The sequence below is a fragment of the Klebsiella sp. SWET4 genome, from assembly GCF_024296565.1.
GTDB classification, from domain to species: domain Bacteria; phylum Pseudomonadota; class Gammaproteobacteria; order Enterobacterales; family Enterobacteriaceae; genus Klebsiella; species Klebsiella variicola.
The window spans coordinates 239,176-258,342 of the sequence record NZ_JANCOB010000009.1 but is presented as its reverse complement, the minus strand read 5'-3'; the positions used below and the strand labels follow the sequence as shown (position 1 = coordinate 258,342).

The 19,167-nt window shown below is 59.6% G+C and carries 19 protein-coding genes; 12 read left to right on the top strand and 7 right to left on the bottom strand.

The features are described 5' to 3' along the window. The first annotated feature begins 24 nt into the window (after positions 1 to 24). The 3 genes from purE (at position 25) to mnmH (ending at position 2,786) form a co-directional block, all read left to right on the top strand. A complete protein-coding gene (purE, locus tag NKJ21_RS20380) occupies positions 25 to 534 on the top strand; it encodes a 5-(carboxyamino)imidazole ribonucleotide mutase (protein ID WP_004204711.1) in 510 nt (169 codons plus the stop codon). Beyond that, positions 531 to 1,598 (top strand): 5-(carboxyamino)imidazole ribonucleotide synthase, encoded by a 1,068-nt coding sequence (gene purK / locus NKJ21_RS20375; protein ID WP_032729471.1) that lies wholly within the window; start codon positions 531 to 533, stop codon positions 1,596 to 1,598. Before purE ends, purK begins: the two co-directional genes overlap by 4 nt. Positions 1,599 to 1,709: 111 nt before the next feature. Further along, positions 1,710 to 2,786, top strand: a complete 1,077-nt coding sequence (mnmH, locus tag NKJ21_RS20370) for a tRNA 2-selenouridine(34) synthase MnmH (protein WP_239270564.1) — start codon at positions 1,710 to 1,712, stop codon at positions 2,784 to 2,786. 106 nt (positions 2,787 to 2,892) lie between these two features. Here mnmH and NKJ21_RS20365 read toward each other — a convergent pair whose 3' ends face one another. Then, positions 2,893 to 4,038, bottom strand: coding sequence for a porin (locus NKJ21_RS20365; RefSeq protein ID WP_046882283.1), 1,146 nt, complete (start codon positions 4,036 to 4,038; stop codon positions 2,893 to 2,895). Between the two features lie 91 nt (positions 4,039 to 4,129). On the opposite strand from NKJ21_RS20365, the gene NKJ21_RS20360 reads away from it, so the two are divergent. Beyond that, positions 4,130 to 4,258 carry a hypothetical protein gene (locus tag NKJ21_RS20360; RefSeq protein WP_046882284.1) on the top strand — a complete coding sequence of 43 codons (129 nt, stop codon included), beginning with the start codon at positions 4,130 to 4,132 and terminating at the stop codon, positions 4,256 to 4,258. On the opposite strand, the gene ybbP is transcribed toward NKJ21_RS20360, so the two are convergent. Both ybbP and ybbA read right to left on the bottom strand, forming a co-directional pair. Further along, positions 4,220 to 6,634, bottom strand: a complete 2,415-nt coding sequence (gene ybbP / locus NKJ21_RS20355; RefSeq protein ID WP_038422197.1) for a putative ABC transporter permease subunit YbbP — start codon at positions 6,632 to 6,634, stop codon at positions 4,220 to 4,222. The two genes, NKJ21_RS20360 and ybbP, sit on opposite strands and share 39 nt — an antisense overlap. Further along, positions 6,631 to 7,317: a putative ABC transporter ATP-binding protein YbbA gene (gene ybbA, locus NKJ21_RS20350; RefSeq protein WP_008805463.1), complete on the bottom strand. Its 687-nt coding sequence runs from the start codon at positions 7,315 to 7,317 to the stop codon at positions 6,631 to 6,633. The genes ybbP and ybbA overlap by 4 nt, the downstream gene beginning before the upstream one ends. Between ybbA and tesA the strand changes: the two genes are divergently transcribed. From tesA to NKJ21_RS20335, 3 genes are read left to right on the top strand one after another with little or no spacing between them, the layout of a single operon-like run. Then, the gene (tesA, locus tag NKJ21_RS20345) at positions 7,288 to 7,911 is read left to right on the top strand and encodes a multifunctional acyl-CoA thioesterase I/protease I/lysophospholipase L1 (protein ID WP_012542655.1); all 624 of its coding nucleotides are present in this window, start codon (positions 7,288 to 7,290) and stop codon (positions 7,909 to 7,911) included. The genes ybbA and tesA overlap by 30 nt on opposite strands. After that, on the top strand, positions 7,901 to 8,710 hold the full coding sequence (locus tag NKJ21_RS20340; RefSeq protein ID WP_239270563.1) for an SDR family oxidoreductase: 810 nt from the start codon (positions 7,901 to 7,903) through the stop codon (positions 8,708 to 8,710). The genes tesA and NKJ21_RS20340 overlap by 11 nt, the downstream gene beginning before the upstream one ends. 58 nt (positions 8,711 to 8,768) lie before the next feature. Next, the gene (locus NKJ21_RS20335) at positions 8,769 to 9,623 is read left to right on the top strand and encodes a co-chaperone YbbN (RefSeq protein WP_008805461.1); all 855 of its coding nucleotides are present in this window, start codon (positions 8,769 to 8,771) and stop codon (positions 9,621 to 9,623) included. 96 nt (positions 9,624 to 9,719) lie between these two features. Here NKJ21_RS20335 and fetB read toward each other — a convergent pair whose 3' ends face one another. Then, entirely contained in the window at positions 9,720 to 10,502 is a 783-nt protein-coding gene (gene fetB / locus NKJ21_RS20330; protein WP_008805460.1) for an iron efflux ABC transporter permease subunit FetB, read from the bottom strand. Continuing rightward, positions 10,489 to 11,166 carry an iron efflux ABC transporter ATP-binding subunit FetA gene (fetA, locus tag NKJ21_RS20325; protein ID WP_022065246.1) on the bottom strand — a complete coding sequence of 226 codons (678 nt, stop codon included), beginning with the start codon at positions 11,164 to 11,166 and terminating at the stop codon, positions 10,489 to 10,491. The genes fetB and fetA overlap by 14 nt, the downstream gene beginning before the upstream one ends. Before the next feature lie 140 nt (positions 11,167 to 11,306). On the opposite strand from fetA, the gene NKJ21_RS20320 reads away from it, so the two are divergent. Further along, entirely contained in the window at positions 11,307 to 12,224 is a 918-nt protein-coding gene (locus NKJ21_RS20320; RefSeq protein WP_002892258.1) for an SPFH domain-containing protein, read from the top strand. Beyond that, positions 12,221 to 12,679, top strand: a complete 459-nt coding sequence (locus NKJ21_RS20315; protein WP_239270562.1) for an NfeD family protein — start codon at positions 12,221 to 12,223, stop codon at positions 12,677 to 12,679. The genes NKJ21_RS20320 and NKJ21_RS20315 overlap by 4 nt, the downstream gene beginning before the upstream one ends. Here NKJ21_RS20315 and cueR read toward each other — a convergent pair. Next, complete coding sequence (cueR, locus tag NKJ21_RS20310) at positions 12,676 to 13,086, bottom strand: Cu(I)-responsive transcriptional regulator (RefSeq protein WP_002892208.1); 411 nt, start codon at positions 13,084 to 13,086, stop codon at positions 12,676 to 12,678. The genes NKJ21_RS20315 and cueR overlap by 4 nt on opposite strands. A 106-nt stretch (positions 13,087 to 13,192) precedes the next feature. Here cueR and copA point away from each other — a divergent pair, with 106 nt between their 5' ends. From copA to ybaK, 3 genes are all read left to right on the top strand, one after another. Next, positions 13,193 to 15,694: a copper-exporting P-type ATPase CopA gene (gene copA / locus NKJ21_RS20305; RefSeq protein ID WP_239270561.1), complete on the top strand. Its 2,502-nt coding sequence runs from the start codon at positions 13,193 to 13,195 to the stop codon at positions 15,692 to 15,694. Positions 15,695 to 15,825: 131 nt separating this feature from the next. Then, positions 15,826 to 16,620: a TraB/GumN family protein gene (locus NKJ21_RS20300; RefSeq protein ID WP_239270560.1), complete on the top strand. Its 795-nt coding sequence runs from the start codon at positions 15,826 to 15,828 to the stop codon at positions 16,618 to 16,620. 201 nt (positions 16,621 to 16,821) lie between these two features. Further along, positions 16,822 to 17,301: a Cys-tRNA(Pro)/Cys-tRNA(Cys) deacylase YbaK gene (gene ybaK / locus NKJ21_RS20295; RefSeq protein ID WP_004204728.1), complete on the top strand. Its 480-nt coding sequence runs from the start codon at positions 16,822 to 16,824 to the stop codon at positions 17,299 to 17,301. A 105-nt stretch (positions 17,302 to 17,406) separates the two neighbouring features. Here ybaK and ushA read toward each other — a convergent pair whose 3' ends face one another. Next, positions 17,407 to 19,059 (bottom strand): bifunctional UDP-sugar hydrolase/5'-nucleotidase UshA, encoded by a 1,653-nt coding sequence (gene ushA, locus NKJ21_RS20290; protein WP_239270559.1) that lies wholly within the window; start codon positions 19,057 to 19,059, stop codon positions 17,407 to 17,409. Between the last annotated feature and the right edge of the window lie 108 nt (positions 19,060 to 19,167).

Sequence of the window (19,167 nt, the reverse complement as noted above, 5' to 3'; positions counted from 1 at the left end):
ACACCCACAGGAGTTTTAAGACGCATGTCTTCCCGCAATAATTCGGCGCGTATCGCCATCGTGATGGGGTCCAAAAGCGACTGGGCTACCATGCAATTTACCGCAGAAATCCTTGATGCCCTGAACGTTCCGTACCATGTCGAAGTGGTCTCCGCCCACCGCACGCCCGATAAGCTGTTCAGCTTCGCTGAAAGCGCCGAAAGCAATGGCTATCAGGTGATTATTGCAGGGGCAGGCGGCGCGGCGCATCTGCCGGGCATGATTGCGGCGAAAACCCTGGTGCCGGTGCTCGGCGTACCGGTTCAGAGCGCGGCCTTAAGCGGTGTCGACAGCCTCTACTCCATTGTGCAAATGCCGCGCGGCATTCCGGTCGGTACGCTGGCTATCGGCAAAGCTGGCGCAGCGAATGCTGGCCTGCTCGCCGCGCAGATCCTTGCCCAGCATGATGCCGAACTGCACCAGCGCCTGAGCGCCTGGCGTCAGGCACAAACCGATGAAGTGCTGGATAACCCGGATCCGCGGGGTGCGGCATGAAACAGGTATGCGTGCTCGGTAACGGTCAGTTAGGCCGCATGCTGCGCCAGGCCGGTGAGCCGCTGGGCATCGCCGTCTGGCCGGTCGGCCTGGAAGCCGACCCGGAAGCGGTGCCGTTCCAGCAGAGTGTCATCACGGCAGAAATTGAACGCTGGCCGGAAACCGCCCTCACCCGCGAGCTGGCCCGCCATCCGGCGTTCGTCAACCGCGATGTCTTCCCAATTATCGCCGACCGCCTGACGCAAAAGCAGCTATTCGACAAGCTTGGCCTCGCCACTGCTCCGTGGCAGCTGCTGGCGGATAAAAGCGAATGGCCGACGGTGTTTGCTCGTCTCGGCGAGCTGGCGATCGTTAAGCGTCGCGTCGGCGGCTACGACGGCCGCGGCCAGTGGCGCCTGCGCGCTGACGAAACCGCGCAACTCCCGGAGGATAACTACGGCGAGTGCATCGTCGAGCAGGGGATTAACTTCTCCGGCGAAGTGTCGCTGGTGGGCGCCCGCGCTCATGACGGTAGCACCGTCTTCTACCCGCTGACCCGCAACCTGCATCAGGACGGTATTCTGCGCGCCAGCGTGGCCTTCCCGCAGGCCAATGCCCGCCAGCAGGAACAAGCGGAAAGCATGCTGACGGCGATCATGAACGAGCTGAACTACGTCGGCGTGATGGCGATGGAATGCTTCGTCACCGCCGAGGGGCTGCTGATCAACGAGCTGGCGCCGCGCGTGCACAACAGCGGCCACTGGACGCAAAATGGCGCCTCCATCAGCCAGTTTGAACTGCATCTGCGAGCGATTACCGACCTGCCGCTGCCGCCGCCGGTGGTCAACAGCCCGTCGGTGATGATCAACCTGATCGGCACCGATCTCAACTACGACTGGCTGAAGCTGCCGCTGGTGCACCTGCACTGGTACGATAAAGAGGTGCGTCCGGGTCGTAAAGTCGGCCACCTGAACCTCACCGACAGCGATACCGATCGCCTGAGCGCGACGCTGGAAGCGATCAAGCCACTGCTGCCGCCGGAGTACACCAGCGGCCTGTTCTGGGCGCAATCGCAGCTCAGCTAAGCCCTTCGTGCCGGGGATTTGATCTATCCCCTTCCCCGGCACACCTTGAGGCGCGTACAATCCCCCCCTTGCTGTAAAGCCCATTTCTGTTTTGACTTCAGAGGATACCCCATGACCAATGGGACGGATTATCGCGCCATTCTCGCCAGCGATACGCCACTGATTGACGTACGCGCCCCGGTGGAGTTTAGCCAAAGCGCGATGCCGGCGGCGATCAACCTGCCGCTGATGAATGATGAAGAACGCGCCGCGGTCGGCACCTGCTACAAGCGTCAGGGACCAGAGGCGGCGCTGGCGCTCGGCCATAAGCTGGTTGATGGCGACCTGCGCGCCAGCCGGATCCAGGCGTGGCTGGAAGCGTGCGCCCGTTACCCGCACGGTTACCTGTGCTGCGCCCGCGGCGGCCAGCGATCGCATATCGTCCAGCAGTGGCTGAAAGACGCTGGCGTGGAATACCCCCTGATCGTCGGCGGCTATAAAGCGCTACGCCAGGCGGCGATCCAGGCCACCGACGAACTGGTGCAGCGCCCGATTGTGCTGATTGGCGGCTGCACCGGCAATGGCAAAACTCAGCTGGTCTGCTCGCGACCGGACGGTATCGATCTGGAAGGGCTTGCCCATCACCGCGGTTCTTCATTCGGTCGAACCCTGCAGGATCAGCACCCGCAGGCCACCTTTGAAAACCATCTGGCGGTCAGCCTGCTTAAAAAAGCCGAACAGCAGGCCCGCTGGGTGCTGGAAGATGAAGGCCATATGATCGGCGCCAACCATCTGCCGGAGTGCCTGCGCCTCCGCATGACGCAATCGCCGCTGGCGGTGGTGGAAGATCCGTTTGATGTTCGCCTCGAACGGCTGCGCGAAGAGTATTTCGATCGCATGTATCGCGACTTTATCGCCGCGTATGGCGAAGAGAAAGGCTGGCAGGCATACGGCGAGTACCTCCATCACGGTCTGTTTGCCATCCGCCGTCGCCTGGGGCTGCAGCGTTTTGCTCAGCTGACTGAACGGCTCGATGAGGCGCTGGCGCAGCAGCAGCGCACCGCCAGCACCGAGGCGCACTTCGCCTGGCTGGTGCCGCTGCTGGAAGAATATTACGACCCGATGTATCGCTATCAGTTGGGGAAAAAAGCCGGGAAGATCCTGTTTCGCGGCAGCTGGCAGGAGGTCGCCGCCTGGCTGGCGAAGTAATCGCATGCGCTATTGTCCCGGCTTGCGGCGTAAACGCCTTAGCCGGGCTACCGCTCGGCGCGATTTGTAGCCCCGGTAGCGCAGCGCGACCGGGGGTTGTGACCGCTTAGAAGTCGTAGCGCAGACGCACCAGGTTCATATCCCCCAGGTTGTCGGTGCTGGAGGTAAACACGTGTTCGTAGTCAACGCGGAAACCGTAATCCAGCTGGAAGCTGATCCCCAGACCGTTATCGATACGCTGGTAGTTGCGGCCATTCACGTACTGCAGGCGGTCGCCCATAAAGTACGGCTGAATAGATTTAACAGCGTATTGATTGATCGGGAATTTATAGCCCGCAAAATATTCAATCCCCCAGGCGTCGCCGGCGAAGTAGTTATGCACATCGGTTTTTTTGGTGGTGAGGAAGTTCTGATACCAGCCGCCGCCGAAGGAGAAGGTCCAGTTATCCGGGGTCCAGCTCAGCGCGGTACCGACGATGTTCTGGTCATAGGTTTTGCTGTCGGCGCTTGACGGGTCGCGCATTTCGGCGCGGGTATAGTTCCACGCGGTACCCCAGGTCAGGTCCTTCATGATGTGGTAGTCCGCACCAACAGAAGCGCCGCCTTTACGCTTGTAGCGCAGGCCGTTGCCCGGCAGATACTCACTATCTTCGAACAGATAAGAGCCGTATAGATCGACATCACCCACGGTTTTCTTATATTTCAGCATATTACGTGAACGATAGGAGCCATCGTAATCGCCGTTAATACCGTTTCCCGGGGCCTGACCGATCATGTCGTAGTCCCAGATATCGGTTTTCACCCCCACCACATCATAGTAAATGCTGTTCTGCTGCCCGTAGGTTAATGTGCCCCAGGTATCGCTTTTCAGGCCGGTATACAGCATGCGGCGGGTGGTATTGTTTGCGCCTTCCGCGTAGTGGTTATCCCAGTCAAACAGTGCCGGAATGTTCACCCCCAGTTCGTAGTAGCTGATCCAGCTAATATCATCGAACAGGTAGTAATCCGCCGCGAAGCGGAAACGGGTGCCACCGTCGAAACCGTTACGCTTATAGGATCCTTTATCACCATCACCGCTCATCATGTTGAACTGCGGACGAATACTCCCGCCGACGGTAAAGTTAAGCCGGCTTAACGGATCGCCCGCCTGCGGATCTTGTTTCAGCAGCGTGATCTCCGCGTGGGAAGCAAATGAAGCGAACACCAGTGTTGCGCCGATCGAGACCGCCAGCGCTTTTATTTTATGTGCCATAGTTTTTCCTTGATTAATAAGCAACCTTATATTTACCAGCTGAATATTAACCGCGAATCAGTACAGCGTGTTGTCGGTTTTTTAATGTTTTGTGCGCTTAAAAATCAACGAGTTATCAATTTGTGCGCTTAAAATAAAAGCGCCGCCAAAAACGGCGGCGCATCATCGAAATGCAATAATCTTACTGGCTAAACTGGCGGAACAACGCTTTCCCTTTTAACAAACGCAGCCCCAGCCCGCCGCCGCACAGAGATAACAACACCGCTCCCGTCAGCGGCAGCATCACCCACAAGCGCCAGTCCGGCGTCCAGGGGAAATCAAATACTTTCGTCTGCAGCATCGCCAGCGCCACTTCCGCGCCTATCGCCGCCACCAGTCCGGAAACCAGCCCCAGCAGGGCAAACTCCGCCCACAGCGTGGCGCGCAGCAGCGATTTCCCGGCCCCCAGCGTGCGCCAGACCACCAGCTCCTGATGCCGCTGGCGCATACCGACCTGGACCTGCGCCAGCAACAGCAGCACGCCGCAGGCCGTGACCAGGCCCACCATCACCTCCAGCGCCCGGCTGACCTGGGAGAGCACCTGGCCGACCTGACGCAGGATGGCGCCGATATCCAACAAGCTAACGGTGGGAAACTCGCGGTTCAACTGGGTCAACATCGCGGGACCGTTATCCCAGCGGAAGCTGGTGAGCCAGCTCTGCGGCTGCCCGTCCAGCGCCCCGGAGGGGAAAATAAAGAAGAAGTTGGGCCGCAGGCTCTCCCAGTCAACTTTGCGCACGCTGCTGACCTTCGCGCTGAAGTCCTGAGTATCGCCGGTAAAGGTCACCGTATCGCCGATCTTCACCCCCAGCCGCTGCGCCAGTCCCTCTTCAATCGATACCTCGCCCGGCTTCGGCGGCCAGCTACCGGCCACCAGCGGATTATGATCCGGACGCTGTTCGCTCCAGGTGAGATTAAGCTCGCGATTCAGCGCTTCGTCTTTGTTCCCGTCCGTGGAGTGACCGTTGATCTGCGTCAGACGAGCCCGGACGATCGGATAAAATTCCGCCGCCCGGGTCTGGTGTTCGGCGAGGAAAGTCTTCACCGGCATTATCTGCTCAGGGGCAATATTGATCAGAAAGTAGTTCGGGCTCTGCGGGGGCAACTGCTGCTGCCAGCGGTCAAGCAGATCGCCGCGCAGCACCAGCAGCAACGCCAACAGCATAAACGACAGGGAAAACGCCGCCAGCTGGCTGAGGGTCGACCACGGCTGGCGCAGCAGGCGGTTCACCGCCAGACGCAGCGGCAAGGCTTTGAGCGTCAGGCGTTTGAGCAGCCACAGCAATCCCCAGCCCACCAGGCCGCACAGCAGCGCCAGCACCACCGCCCCGGCCAGCACCGACCACAGCAGCGGGCTGCCGCCCATCAGCCAGGCCAGCCCGCCGACCACCACCGCGCAGACCACAGGAATATAGTGTTTCAGCGGCCAGACGTTAGCCACCACATCCTGACGCAGCACTCGCAGCGGCAGGGTCGCCAGCAGCAGTCGATACGGCCGCAGGCCCACCAGCAGGGAAATGACGCCTGTCGCCCCGATAGCCCACAGCCACGGCCAACCGCTGGCAGCGGGTAGCGCGGCGGGTAGCACCGGTTTGAGCATCAACAGCAGCAGGCGCTCCAGCGCCAGGCCCACGACCCCGCCGCTTATTACCGACAGCGTCAGCAGCAGCAGCCACTGGCCGACGATGAGCTTGCGCAGCTGCGCCCGCCCGGCGCCCAGCGTCTTCAAAATTGCGACCAGATCGTAGCGACTGCGGCAGTAGTGGCTCATCGCCACGGCGATCGCGGCAACGGCCAGCAGCAGCGTCAACAGCGCGGATAACAGCAGGAATTGCTGCGAGCGCTCAAGGGATTTGCCCAGCGCGCTGTCGTCCTGTTCAAGGCCAGTCCAGCGATGTTCCGCGCCGAGCTTCGGCAGCAGCCATTGTTCATAATCCGCCAGCTGTTGCGCGTTACCGGCGAACTTATAGCGCCATGCGACGCGACTGCCGGGCTGCACGGCCCCGGTTTTTGCCACGTCAGCCATATTCATCATCAGTCGCGGCGCCATCTGGAAGGGGTTAAACCCTGCATCCGGCTCCTGAATCACTTCCCCGGCAATGCGCAGCGTGGCATCGCCAACGTCAATCGTATCGCCGGTTTTCAGGTTCAGGAGCGCCATCAGCCTTGGCGCCAGCAGCACGCTCCCCGCCTGCGGCTTCAGCCCCGGCGGCTGCGTCTCGAGGGTGCCATACAGCGGATAACGGTCGTCCACCGCCTTAACGTCCGCCAGCTGCGGCGTATCACCGGCGAACGTCATGGTGGCGAAGCTCAGCTGCTCGCCGACGGTCAGCCCTGACTTCCGCGCTTGCGCGATCCACTCGGCGGGTACCTCGCGCGAACTGCGCAGCGTACGGTCGCCGGCCATAAACTCACGGCTTTGCTGGCTAAGGCCTTTCTCCATCCGATCGCTTATCGACCCCAGGGCCAGCACGCAGGCCACGGCGAGGCTTAACGCCAGCCAAACGATCAGCAGCGACGGCGAGCGCCATTCGCGCCAGAACCAGCGGGCGATCATGCTTCCTCCCGCAGCTGACCATCCACCAGGCGCAGACGGCGGTCGCAGCGCGCCGCCAGCAGCGGATCGTGAGTGACGAGGATCAGGGTGGTACCGTGTTCGCGATTAAGCGAGAACAGCAGATCGGCAATTTTGTCCCCGGTCTGGCGATCGAGGTTGCCGGTGGGCTCATCGGCGAACAGGAGGGCCGGGCGACCGTTAAAGGCCCGGGCCAGCGCCACCCTCTGCTGTTCACCGCCGGAGAGCTGCGCCGGCAGGTGGTGCAGGCGTTTGCCAAGCCCCAGTTGCTCAAGCAGCGCGCGGGCATCGCCCTGACTCTCGCTGTCGCTGGCACCGCGCAGCAGCGCCGGCAGCTCGACGTTCTCCAGGGCGTTGAGCGTCGGGATCAGCATAAACGACTGAAAAACAAAGCCAACGTGCTGCGCCCGCAGCGCCGCCCGCGCCTCCTCATCCATCCGATGCAGCGGTTTGCCCAGCATCGAGACTTCCCCGCTGCTGCCATCGTCCAGGCCAGCGAGGATCGCCAGCAGGGTCGATTTACCGGAACCTGACTCACCGATCAGGGCGATGGTCTGCCGCGGTTTGACAACCAGCTCAACTCCGGTAAGGATGGAGAGCTGATGCTCTCCCTGACCGACGGACTTCTTAAGATGATGAACTTCAAGTATGTTTTCCGCTGGCATGTGCCTTTCCTGTTTTTGTTCCTGTTTACCTGCCGCGCAATGGCGGCGGACACGCTGCTGATCCTCGGCGACAGCCTGAGCGCTGGCTATCGAATGGCGGCCAACGCCGCCTGGCCTGCGCTGCTCAATGAGAAGTGGCAGGCGAAAACACCGGTGGTGAACGCCAGCATCAGCGGCGATACCTCGCAGCAGGGGCTGGCCCGCCTGCCAGCGCTGCTTAAGCAGCATCAGCCGCGCTGGGTGCTGGTTGAGCTCGGCGGCAATGACGGGCTGCGCGGTTTTCCGCCACAGCAGACCGAGCAAACACTGCGCACCATTATTAAAGATATCAAAGCGGCCAACGCCGAGCCGCTGCTGATGCAAATTCACCTGCCGGCGAACTATGGCCGCCGCTATAATGAAGCCTTCGGCGCGATTTACCCGGCCCTGGCCAAAGAGTTCGATATTCCTCTCCTGCCTTTTTTTATGGAGGAGGTCTATCTCAAACCGCAATGGATGCAGGACGACGGCATTCACCCAAATCGCGACGCGCAGCCGTTTATCGCCGACTGGATGGCGAACCGGCTGGCTCCCTTAGTTAATCATGACTCCTGAACGCCAGGGGTCGCTGACAGGTAAAGTTATGCAAAAAACGGTTTTAGTGACAGGCTGTTCCAGCGGAATTGGTCTGGAAAGCGCGCTGGATTTAACCCGCCAGGGCTTTCGCGTGCTGGCGGCCTGCCGCAAAGCGGAGGACGTCGCGCGGATGCAGGAGCTGGGGCTAACCGGTATTTTGCTCGATCTGGATGACCCACAGAGCGTGGAGCGCGCGGCGGCGGAGGTGATTGCGCTGACCGATAATCGTCTCTATGGCCTGTTCAATAACGCCGGTTATGGCGTCTATGGCCCGCTGAGCACCATCAGCCGCCAGCAGATGGAACAGCAGTTTTCCGCCAACTTTTTCGGCGCGCATCAGCTGACCATGCTGCTGCTGCCGGCGATGACGCCGCACGGCGAAGGGCGCATCGTGATGACCTCCTCGGTGATGGGGCTTATCGCCAGTCCCGGTCGCGGGGCCTATGCCGCCAGTAAATACGCCCTCGAGGCGTGGTCCGATGCGCTACGCATGGAATTGCGCCACAGTGGTATTCAGGTCAGCCTGATTGAACCGGGCCCGATCCGCACCCGCTTTACCGATAACGTCAACCAGACGCAAAGCGATAAACCCGTAGAAAATCCGGGCATTGCCGCCCGCTTTACCCTCGGACCGGAGGCGGTGGTGGAAAAAGTGCGCCACGCTTTTACCAGCGATAAGCCAAAGCTGCGCTACCCGGTCACTCTGGTGACTCACGCGGTGGCGCTGCTCAAACGCCTGCTGCCTGCCCGCGCGATGGACAAAATTATCCACGGCTGAGTTGAAGCGCGGCATGCCACCCCCATGTAAAACAGAAATCGACTAACGAGAAATGCCCATGTCCGAACAGAATATTGTCAATATTAGCGAAGCGAACCTGCAGCAGACGCTACAGCAGTCCATGAACGTCCCGGTGCTGTTTTATTTCTGGTCTGCCCGCAGCCAGCACTGCGAACAACTGACCCCAGTCCTCGAGCGCCTGGCCGCCCAGTATAACGGCCAGTTCACGCTGGCGAAGGTCGATTGCGACGCCGAGCAAATGCTCGCTTCACAGTTTGGTCTGCGCGCCATCCCTACAGTTTATCTGTTCCAGAACGGCCAGCCGGTGGACGGTTTTGAAGGCCCGCAGCCGGAGGAAGCGATTCGCGCCCTGCTGGATAAAGTCCTGCCGCGTGAAGAGGAGCTGAAAGCCCAGCAGGCGCTGGCCCTGATGCAGGAAGAAAAATACGCCGAGGCATTACCGCTGCTGAAGGAAGCCTGGCAGCTGTCGAATCAGGACAGCCAGATTGGTCTGCTGCTGGCGGAAACGCTGATTGCCCTGCACCGTTCCGATGAAGCGGAAAGCGTGCTGAAAACCATCCCGCTGCAGGATCAGGACACCCACTATCAGGGTCTGGTGGCGCAGATTGAGCTGCTCAAACAGGCCGCCGACACCCCGGAAATTCAGCAGTTGCAGCAGCAGGTGGAACAGAATCCGGACGATGCGCAGCTGGCCTCCCAGCTGGCGCTGCAGCTGCATCAGGTCGGGCGTAATGAAGAAGCGCTGGCGCTGCTGTTCAGCCATCTGCAGAAGGATTTAGGCGCCGGCGATGGCCAGGCGCGCAAGATGCTGCAGGAGATCCTCGCCGCCCTCGGTACCGGCGATGCGCTGGCCGCCAAATACCGCCGCCAGCTGTATTCGCTGCTGTACTAATCAGAGGCGCTGACCCGGATAGCGCTACGCTTATCCGGGCTACAGATTACGCCGTGGTAGCCCGGGTAAGGCGTGAACGCCGCAACCCGGGATCGTTCATGGGTGCTTTTTCAGCTGCGTTACCACCAGCTGATGACGGGCATTGAAGAACTTCCGGTAGGTCAGATAGCCGGCGATAATCGTCGACAGGCTGGCGGTCGACAGCAGCATAAAGGTCACCATGATCTGGTACTTAATCGCCTTCACCGGGTCAATACCGGCAAAAATTAGCCCCGACATCATCCCAGGCAAGCTCACCAGCCCGACCGTTTTCGCTGAATCGACGGTGGGAATCAATGACGCGCGAATGCTCTCGCGAATCAGCCGCGCCGCAGCCATCTTCGGCGTCGCGCCGAGGCTCAGCTTCTCCTGAATCTGCTGCTGCTCGCTGCTGAAGCGCTGGCCCATATTGTTGTAGCACAGCCCCACCGCCACCATGGCGTTCCCGGCCACCATCCCGGCAATCGGGATCACCTGCATCGGCACGAAGGCGATCGACCCCGAAAAGACCAGTACCGCCAACGTTAGTCCGGCGCCAGTGGTAATAGCGATAAACGACGAGACAAAAGCTTTATCGATATATTTACTGCGCTTCTTCGCATTCCACGCCGCGTTAAAGCAGATAAACAGCACCATCAACAGCGTCAGAACCGCATGATTGACGTTAAAGATATATTTCAGCACATAGCCGACGATAATCAGCTGCACGATCGCCCGGCAAATACTCCAGATAATATCTTTTTCCAGTGCCAGTTTTTCCCGATAGCTGACCAGAATAGCGATCAGCACCAGCACCATCGACAGCGCCAGCGATTCGTTCGTAATGTTATGCCCGTTCATGCTGTACCTCCTGCATGTTTCCGCCGGCAGGTTGCAGCGTAATCACTTCATCGGCATGCGAAATTTCGTTGCGATCGTGGGTGACCCACAGAACAGCGACCTGTTTTTCCGTCGCGTAGCCATGAATAATGTCATTCACATTCTGTTTATTACTTTCATCCAGCGCGCTGGTAATTTCGTCCAGCAGCAGCACGCGCGGTAGAAATTGTAAATTGCGGATCAGCGATACGCGCTGCTTTTCCCCGCCGGACAGTTCGTTAATAGACTTTTCCAGCATATTTTCGCCAAGGCCAAAGCGCTGCAGGTCAGCCACCAGCGCCTGCGGATCGGGTTGTTTGTTGCGGATCTGCCACGGAAAAACCAGGTTATCGTAGACTGAATCACCGAACAGCGCCGGCGTCTGCGCGCAGTAAGACACCTGCTGACGATAGGTTTCCGGCGACAGCGTCGCGATATCCACATCGTCAAAAAACAGGCGTCCGGAGGTTGGGCTGAGCAGCGAGGCGATAATCTTCAGCAAGGTGCTTTTCCCGCAGCCGGAAGGCCCGGTAATCAGCTTAAATTCTCCGGGTCTGAGCTGAAGAGTGATATTGTGTAAAATAACTGCGTCGTCGGTCTTAAACCCCACACCCTCGAGACGCAAAAGCGCGTTATTTTCCTTCATGAGTCTTCCTGATTATTTTCTGAAACACCGCTAGTTTACCCCACTTTCCTTTCTCCAGGATGAGGAGAAAGATATACTCAGTTTAAACATGCGCTATTTCCTTGTAGCGCCCCACCAGGCAACAAGACAGGAGGTTTTTGATGCTGATTTTTATTCCTATCCTTATTTTCGTCGCGCTGGTCATTGTGGCCGCGGCGGTGAAAATTGTCCCGCAAGGCTATCAGTGGACGGTAGAACGTTTTGGGCGCTTTACCCAGACGCTGCAGCCGGGATTAAGCTTAGTCGTGCCGTTTATGGACCGAATCGGCCGCAAAGTGAACATGATGGAGCAGGTGCTCGACATCCCCTCGCAGGAGGTTATCTCCCGGGATAACGCCAACGTCACCATCGACGCGGTCTGCTTTATTCAGGTGATTGACGCGCCAAAGGCCGCCTACGAGGTCAGCAATCTTGAGCAGGCGATCGTCAACCTGACGATGACCAATATCCGTACCGTGCTCGGCTCGATGGAGCTGGACGAAATGCTCTCCCAACGCGACAGCATTAACACCCGTCTGCTGCATATCGTTGACGACGCCACTAATCCGTGGGGAGTAAAAATCACCCGCGTCGAAATTCGCGACGTTCGCCCGCCGGCGGAGCTTATTGCCTCAATGAACGCCCAGATGAAAGCCGAACGTACCAAACGCGCCTATATCCTTGAGGCCGAAGGGGTGCGACAGGCGGAAATTCTGAAAGCGGAAGGGGAAAAGCAGTCGCAGATCCTCAAAGCCGAGGGGGAACGGCAGTCCGCTTTCCTGCAGGCCGAAGCTCGCGAACGTTCCGCCGAAGCGGAAGCCCGCGCCACTCAGATGGTCTCCTCGGCAATCGCCTCGGGCGATATTCAGGCGATCAACTACTTCGTGGCGCAGAAGTACACCGATGCGCTGCAGCAGATTGGCGCCGCTAACAACAGCAAAGTGGTGCTGATGCCGCTGGATGCCAGTAGCCTGATGGGATCGATTGCCGGGATCAGCGAGCTGATCAAAGAAGGCGCTGGCGATCGGAAAAAATCATGATCGACATGATCTTCGCCCATCCGCATCTGTTCTGGTTAAGCCTGGGCGGGCTGCTGCTGGCGGCCGAGATGCTTGGCGGCAGCGGCTATCTGCTGTGGAGCGGCGTCGCTGGCGTGCTGACCGGCGCCCTGACCTGGCTCCTGCCGCTGAACTGGGAATGGCAAGGGACGCTGTTTGCCGTTCTCACCCTGCTGGCGGCGTGGCTGTGGTCGAAATGGCTGCGCAAGCGGGTCAAAACGCAGCGTCCGGCCGATGCTCAGCTCAACCAACGCGGGCAGCAACTGGTGGGCCGCCGCCTGACGCTGGATGCCCCGCTGGTAAACGGCCGTGGCCATGTACGCGTGGGCGACAGCTCCTGGCCGGTGATTGCCGATGAAGACCTCGCGGCGGGCAGCAAGGTTGAAGTGATTGCCGTAGAAGGGATTACGCTACGAATCAGACCCGCCGTCCGTTAAGCCTGCGCCTTGCGATGGCAGCAGCCGGAAAGATTATCGATAATCGGGCACTCCGCGCTGTCGTCGCCGGGGCAGGATTCGGCCAGCGCCAGCAGGTGCGCGCGCATATTTTGCAGCTCGCGGATATGGTTCTCGATATCCGCCACTTTCTCCAGCGTGCGTTTTTTCACATCGGCGCTGTGCCGCGACGGGTCGTTGAACAAGGCCACCAGCTCGCGGCACTCTTCCAGGTTAAACCCCACCTGCCGCGCCTGGCGCAGCAGCGTCAGCTCATCGAGATGCTGCTGACTGTAGGTGCGGTAGCCGTTTTCGCTCCGCAACGGCGGCGTCACCAGCCCCTTCTCTTCGTAAAAACGAATCGCTTTGCTGGTTAAACCGGTTTTTTTCGCCACATCGCTGATATTCATTTTTTCTCCTTGACCTTCCCCTTGCTGGAAGGTTTAACCTTCTTAATACTCGATGAAAGAGTGGGTCTGGTCAATCGTTGACCGGAAAATTATTCAGGAGTTATTTATGTCTAACACTATCGACCTGACGCTGGATGGCCTCTCCTGCGGCCACTGCGTCAAACGCGTGAAAGAGAGTCTGGAACAGCGTCCTGACGTTGAGCAAGCCGAGGTGACCCTCACTGAAGCCCATGTGACGGGTAGCGCCAGCGCGCAAGCGCTGATTGATACCGTGAAACAAGCCGGATACGGCGCGGAGCTCAGCCACCCAAAGGCTAAACCGCTGGCAGAATCATCAATCCCGTCGGAAGCACTGACAGCGGCCACTCCTGAGCTTCCGGCAGCCCATGACGAAGATGACAGTCAACAGCTGCTGATCAACGGCATGAGCTGCGCCAGCTGCGTCTCCCGGGTACAAAACGCGCTTGCCGCGGTGCCGGGCGTCTCACAGGCGCGGGTTAACCTGGCGGAACGCACGGCGCTGGTGATGGGCAGTGCGTCCGCCGCAGAATTAGTGCAGGCGGTGGAGAAAGCCGGCTATGGCGCGGAGGCGATCGAAGACGATCTGGAACGCCGCGAACGCCAGCAGGAAACCGCTATTGCTACGATGAAGCGTTTTCGCTGGCAGGCGATTGTCGCCCTGCTGGTCGGCGTGCCGGTGATGGTCTGGGGGATGATCGGCGATAACATGATGGTCAGCGATGACAACCGTTCGCTGTGGCTGGTTATCGGCCTTGTCACCCTCGCTGTCATGGTCTTTGCCGGCGGCCACTTCTACCGCAGCGCGTGGAAAAGCCTGAAAAACGGCACCGCCACCATGGATACGCTCGTGGCGCTCGGCACCGGCGTCGCCTGGCTGTACTCGATGAGCGTCAACCTGTGGCCGCAGTGGTTTCCGATGGAAGCCCGGCATCTGTATTACGAAGCCAGCGCGATGATTATCGGCCTGATTAACCTCGGCCATATGCTGGAGGCCCGCGCCCGCCAGCGCTCCTCGAAAGCGCTGGAGAAACTGCTCGATCTGACGCCACCTTCAGCCCGCGTGGTGACCCCTGAGGGGGAAAAGGATCTGCCGCTCGCGGAAGTTCAGGCGGGTATGACGCTGCGCCTGACCACCGGCGACCGCGTCCCGGTCGACGGCGTGATAAGCCAGGGCGAAGCCTGGTTTGATGAAGCGATGCTCACCGGCGAACCGGTGCCACAGCAAAAAGGCGATGGCGATGCCATTCACGCCGGCACCGTGGTGCAGGACGGCAGCGTGCTGTTCACCGCCAGCGCCGTCGGCAGCCAGACCACGCTGGCAAGAATTATCCGTATGGTGCGCCAGGCGCAGAGCAGCAAGCCGGAGATCGGCCAGCTGGCGGATAAAATCTCCGCCGTATTTGTTCCGGCGGTAGTCGCCATTGCGCTGATCAGCGCCGCGATCTGGTACGTCTTCGGCCCGGCGCCGCAGATCGTCTATACCCTGGTCATTGCCACCACGGTACTGATTATCGCCTGTCCGTGCGCGTTAGGCCTGGCGACGCCGATGTCGATTATCTCCGGCGTTGGCCGGGCGGCGGAGTACGGTGTGCTGGTGCGCGATGCCGATGCTCTGCAGCGCGCCAGTGAACTCGACACCCTGGTGTTCGATAAAACCGGCACCCTGACCGAAGGCAAGCCGCAGGTGGTGGCGGTGAAAACTTTCGCTGGCGTTGATGAGCATACCGCGTTGCGTCTTGCCGCCGCGCTGGAGCAGGGCTCAAGTCATCCGCTGGCGCGAGCGATCCTCGATAAAGCCGCCGACAGTTCGTTGCCGGAAGTGAGCGGCTTCCGCACCCTGCGCGGCCTTGGCGTCAGCGGCGAAGCGGAAGGTCATCGCCTGCTGCTCGGCAACCAGGCGCTGCTCAACGAGCAGCATATCGCCACCGGCGATATAGAAAGCGAGATGACGGCGCAGGCCTCGCGCGGCGCCACGCCGGTGCTGCTGGCGGTGGATGGTCAGGCGGCCGCGCTGTTCGCCATCCGTGACCCGCTGCGCGAAGACAGCGTCGACGCCCTGGCCCGCCTGCATCGGCAGGGCTACCGGCTGGTGATGCTTACCGGGGATAATCCCACCACCGCGAAGGCCATCGCCAAAGAAGCCGCCATTGATGAAGTGATCGCCGGCGTGCTGCCGGACGGTAAAGCCGATGCCATTAAACGACTGCAGAGCCAGGGGCACAAAGTGGCGATGGTTGGCGACGGCATTAACGACGCTCCGGCGCTGGCCCAGGCGGATGTCGGGATCGCCATGGGCGGCGGCAGCGATGTCGCTATTGAAACCGCGGCGATCACCCTGATGCGCCATAGTCTTCACGGCGTGGCCGATGCGCTGGCGATTTCGAAGGCGACCTTACGCAATATGAAGCAGAACCTGCTGGGCGCGTTTGTCTACAACTCGCTGGGTATCCCGATTGCCGCCGGGATCCTCTGGCCGCTGACCGGCACCCTGCTCAACCCGGTGGTCGCCGGCGCGGCGATGGCGCTGTCGTCGATCACCGTGGTGAGTAACGCCAACCGCCTGCTGCGCTTTAAACCAAAAGAGTAAACGCCGTCAGATGAAACGGGCGCCGACGTTGTTCGGCGCCTGTATTTTTGCTGACACAAGAAAAGCCCGCCGGAAGGGTGACGTGTATCACCATATGCGCTAGCATGAATGCCTCACACTTCGGAGCGCGTATGGGCCTGTTAAACCGGATAAAAATGCTGTGGCGAGCCGCCGTCGGCTCGTCTTATTCCTGGCCTGCGATGGATATCGTCCTGCCCGGCGAACGCTATTTGCACCTCGTCGGCAGTATCCATATGGGCACCCGCGACATGGCGCCGCCGCCGGCGAAGCTTCTGAAAAAAATACGCCAGGCCGACGCCTTAATCGTCGAGGCCGATATCAGCGGCAATGAAACCCCCTTTAGCAATCTCCCCACTTACCCACCGCTGGCGGAACGCCTGAGCGATGCGCAGCTGAGCGAGCTAGAGGCGCGAGCTGGCGAGCTGGGCCTGTCGGTCGGGCTGTTCGACAGCCAGCCGCTGTGGCAGGTGGCAATGGTCCTGCAGGCCACCCAGGCGCAGAAGCTGGGACTGCGACCGGATTACGGCATCGACTATCAGTTGCTGATGGCCGCCCGCGAGAGCAACATAACGGTGATGGAGCTGGAAGGCGCCGACAGCCAAATCGCGCTGCTGCGCGATCTGCCCGACGGGGGGATGGCGCTGCTGGAGGATACACTGACCCACTGGCGCACCAACGCCCGTTTACTGCAGGTGATGATCGGCTGGTGGCTGGAGCAACCGCCATCGCGCGGCGCGGTATCGCTGCCGACGACCTTTAGTCAGTCTTTGTATGATGTGCTGATGCACCAGCGCAATCTCGCCTGGCGCGAGACGCTGCTGGCCTTGCCGCCGGGGCGCTACGTGGTTGCCGTCGGCGCGCTGCACCTGTATGGCGAAGGGAATCTGCCGGATATGCTGACCTAAAAAAATGGCCAATATTGCTATTGGCCCGTCAAAGAGGAATTTCATCATTATTATTATCCCGGGATTTGCATCCCGGATCGTCTGATTGTCGCTCAAAGTGACCATCACTGCCAACACTATTGCGCAAGATGGTACTATTTTTTAGACAACCTGCGGGCGTATTCTGACGTCACGCAAAACCGGTTGGTAAGAAGGATAGCTATGACTCCCGCCGTTAAATTACTCGAAAAAAACAAAATCCCCTTTCAGATCCACAGTTACGATCACGATCCCAATGAGACCAACTTCGGAGATGAAGTGGTGCGCAAGCTCGGCCTCAATGCCGACCAGGTTTACAAGACCCTGCTGGTCGCCGTTAACGGCGATATGAAGCATCTGGCGGTCGCCGTCACCCCGGTCGCCGGGCAGCTGGATTTGAAGAAAGTGGCGAAAGCGCTGGGCGCCAAGAAAGTCGACATGGCCGACCCGATGGTGGCGCAGCGTATCACCGGCTATCTGGTGGGCGGTATCAGTCCGCTGGGGCAGAAGAAGCGCCTGCCGACGGTGATTGACGCTCCGGCGCAGGAATTTGCCACCATCTATATTTCCGGCGGCAAACGCGGTCTGGATATTGAGCTGGCGGCCAGCGATCTGGCGCAGCTTCTGGACGCGAAGTTCGCCGATATCGCCCGCCGCGATTGAGCACACCATCCCGGATAGCGGCGCACGCGCCTTATCCGGGTTATCCAACTCGTAGCCCCGGTAAGCGCAGCGCCACCGGGGAAGTAGCCAACCTGAAGCTCAGACCTACTGCCAGCTCACCTCGCCTTTCGGCTCGTAGGCTGCCGCATCCAGCGGCGAGTTCTTCTCGATATACTCTTTCAGCACTTCGGCATCGATAAAGCCGGTATTCACATACCCGGGTTTATCGGCAATGTTCGGATAGCCATCGCCGCCGGTAGCGTTAAAGCTCAGCGTCGCCATCCGGTAGGTCTTCGCCGGATCCACCGGTTCGCCTTTGATTTTCAGATCGTTCAGTTTGCCATCTTTGGCTACAAAGCTGACGTTGGCAAACTGCGGATAGGCGCCGGAATCCGGCTTCATCTGCGCGACGTCGGTCAGGTAATCCACCACCTCCTTGCCGCTCATATCGACATAGGTCAGCACATTGCCGAACGGCTGGACCTTCATCACATCCTTATAGGTGATATCCCCCGCCTCGATGGAGTCGCGGATCCCACCGCCGCTCATCACCGCGAAATCCGCGTTGCTGCGCGCCATCTGCGCCGCCAGCAGCAGGTGCCCCATATTGGTCTGCACAAAGCGCACTTTACTGCGGTCGCCCTCCAGATGACCATTCACGCTACCGATTTTGACCTGCAGCTGCGCTTTGCCTTTGTTCTGGAATGGCGTCAGCAGCGACATCATCTGCGGGTTCTCTGCGATCTGCGGCGTATACAGCACCCGCTCGCTTTGGCCGTTATCGTAAGTCACTTTTTTCTTCAGGTTCACCGGGATCAACTGATAATGCACCAGCTTCATCTCGCCGTTGCGGAACTCAAAATCGGCGCGGCCGACGTATTTGCCCCACTCATGCGCCTGGACGATCCAGATGCCGTTCTGACGATCCGGCGCGCACGGGGTGCCTGGCACATAATCGACCTGCTTTTTATTTTCCGACGCCATGCATACCGGATCCTGCGAGTGACCGCCGACGATCATCGCCAGCGATCCCGCAGGTAAACTCCGCGCCATTTCAACGTCGCCCGGCGCGTTAGAGCCGTGGTTGCCATTGTCGTAATGGCCCATATGGGTGGTGGCCAGGATCACGTCCGGCTTTTCATTCTGCTGCAGCTCCTGGATCACCAGCTTCGCCTCTTCCGCCGGTTTGCGGAATTCGATATCGGTGAAATATTCCGGATTGCCAATCTTGGCCGTATCGTCGGTGGTTAAGCCAATCACCGCGATTTTCAGCCCGCCGCGCTTAAACAGCGCCCAGGGTTTGAACAGCCGTTCGCCGGTGCTTTTCTGATAAATATTGGCCGACAGGAACGGGAACTTAGCCCACTTTTCCTGCTGGCGCAGCACGCTCAGCGGATTATCAAATTCATGGTTACCCACCGCCATTGCGTCGTAGCCGATCAGGTTCATGCCGCGAAAATCGGGCTCTGCATCCTGTAAATCAGACTCCGGCACGCCGGTATTAATATCGCCGCCGGATAACAGCAGGACGCTCCCCCCTTCCGCCGCCACCTCTTTTCGGATGCCATCGACCAGCGTTTTCTGCGCCGCCAGACCATATTCGCCGTAGTCATTGCGCCAGAAATGGCCGTGATGATCGTTGGTGTGCAGGATGGTAATTTTATAGGTTTTATCCTGCTCATAGGCCTGTGCGGACAGGCTGCCCAGCGATAAGGCGGCAAATAACGCCAGCGCTACGCGATGTTTAAAATACTGCATGCTTCACTCCCTGACTTAATCCCAAGTGCCGAAAGTATAGCGAGTTAGTCGCGTTGACAAATATGTTTTCAGAATTGCGACTTCCTTCAACCCCTAAGGACAGGTATG

Excerpts from the sequence above, each read along its gene's own strand:
- tesA (WP_012542655.1), top strand. The coding sequence starts at position 7,288 with ATGAACTTCAAGTATGTTTTCCGCTGGCATGTGCCTTTCCTGTTTTTG.
- NKJ21_RS20315 (WP_239270562.1), top strand. The coding sequence starts at position 12,221 with ATGATCGACATGATCTTCGCCCATCCGCATCTGTTCTGGTTAAGCCTG.
- ybaK (WP_004204728.1), top strand. The coding sequence starts at position 16,822 with ATGACTCCCGCCGTTAAATTACTCGAAAAAAACAAAATCCCCTTTCAG.
- purK (WP_032729471.1), top strand. The coding sequence starts at position 531 with ATGAAACAGGTATGCGTGCTCGGTAACGGTCAGTTAGGCCGCATGCTG.
- purE (WP_004204711.1), top strand. The coding sequence starts at position 25 with ATGTCTTCCCGCAATAATTCGGCGCGTATCGCCATCGTGATGGGGTCC.
- ybbP (WP_038422197.1), bottom strand. The coding sequence starts at position 6,634 with ATGATCGCCCGCTGGTTCTGGCGCGAATGGCGCTCGCCGTCGCTGCTG.
- NKJ21_RS20320 (WP_002892258.1), top strand. The coding sequence starts at position 11,307 with ATGCTGATTTTTATTCCTATCCTTATTTTCGTCGCGCTGGTCATTGTG.
- NKJ21_RS20335 (WP_008805461.1), top strand. The coding sequence starts at position 8,769 with ATGTCCGAACAGAATATTGTCAATATTAGCGAAGCGAACCTGCAGCAG.
- NKJ21_RS20340 (WP_239270563.1), top strand. The coding sequence starts at position 7,901 with ATGACTCCTGAACGCCAGGGGTCGCTGACAGGTAAAGTTATGCAAAAA.
- NKJ21_RS20300 (WP_239270560.1), top strand. The coding sequence starts at position 15,826 with ATGGGCCTGTTAAACCGGATAAAAATGCTGTGGCGAGCCGCCGTCGGC.
- fetB (WP_008805460.1), bottom strand. The coding sequence starts at position 10,502 with ATGAACGGGCATAACATTACGAACGAATCGCTGGCGCTGTCGATGGTG.
- mnmH (WP_239270564.1), top strand. The coding sequence starts at position 1,710 with ATGACCAATGGGACGGATTATCGCGCCATTCTCGCCAGCGATACGCCA.
- ybbA (WP_008805463.1), bottom strand. The coding sequence starts at position 7,317 with ATGCCAGCGGAAAACATACTTGAAGTTCATCATCTTAAGAAGTCCGTC.
- copA (WP_239270561.1), top strand. The coding sequence starts at position 13,193 with ATGTCTAACACTATCGACCTGACGCTGGATGGCCTCTCCTGCGGCCAC.
- ushA (WP_239270559.1), bottom strand. The coding sequence starts at position 19,059 with ATGCAGTATTTTAAACATCGCGTAGCGCTGGCGTTATTTGCCGCCTTA.
- fetA (WP_022065246.1), bottom strand. The coding sequence starts at position 11,166 with ATGAAGGAAAATAACGCGCTTTTGCGTCTCGAGGGTGTGGGGTTTAAG.
- NKJ21_RS20365 (WP_046882283.1), bottom strand. The coding sequence starts at position 4,038 with ATGGCACATAAAATAAAAGCGCTGGCGGTCTCGATCGGCGCAACACTG.
- cueR (WP_002892208.1), bottom strand. The coding sequence starts at position 13,086 with ATGAATATCAGCGATGTGGCGAAAAAAACCGGTTTAACCAGCAAAGCG.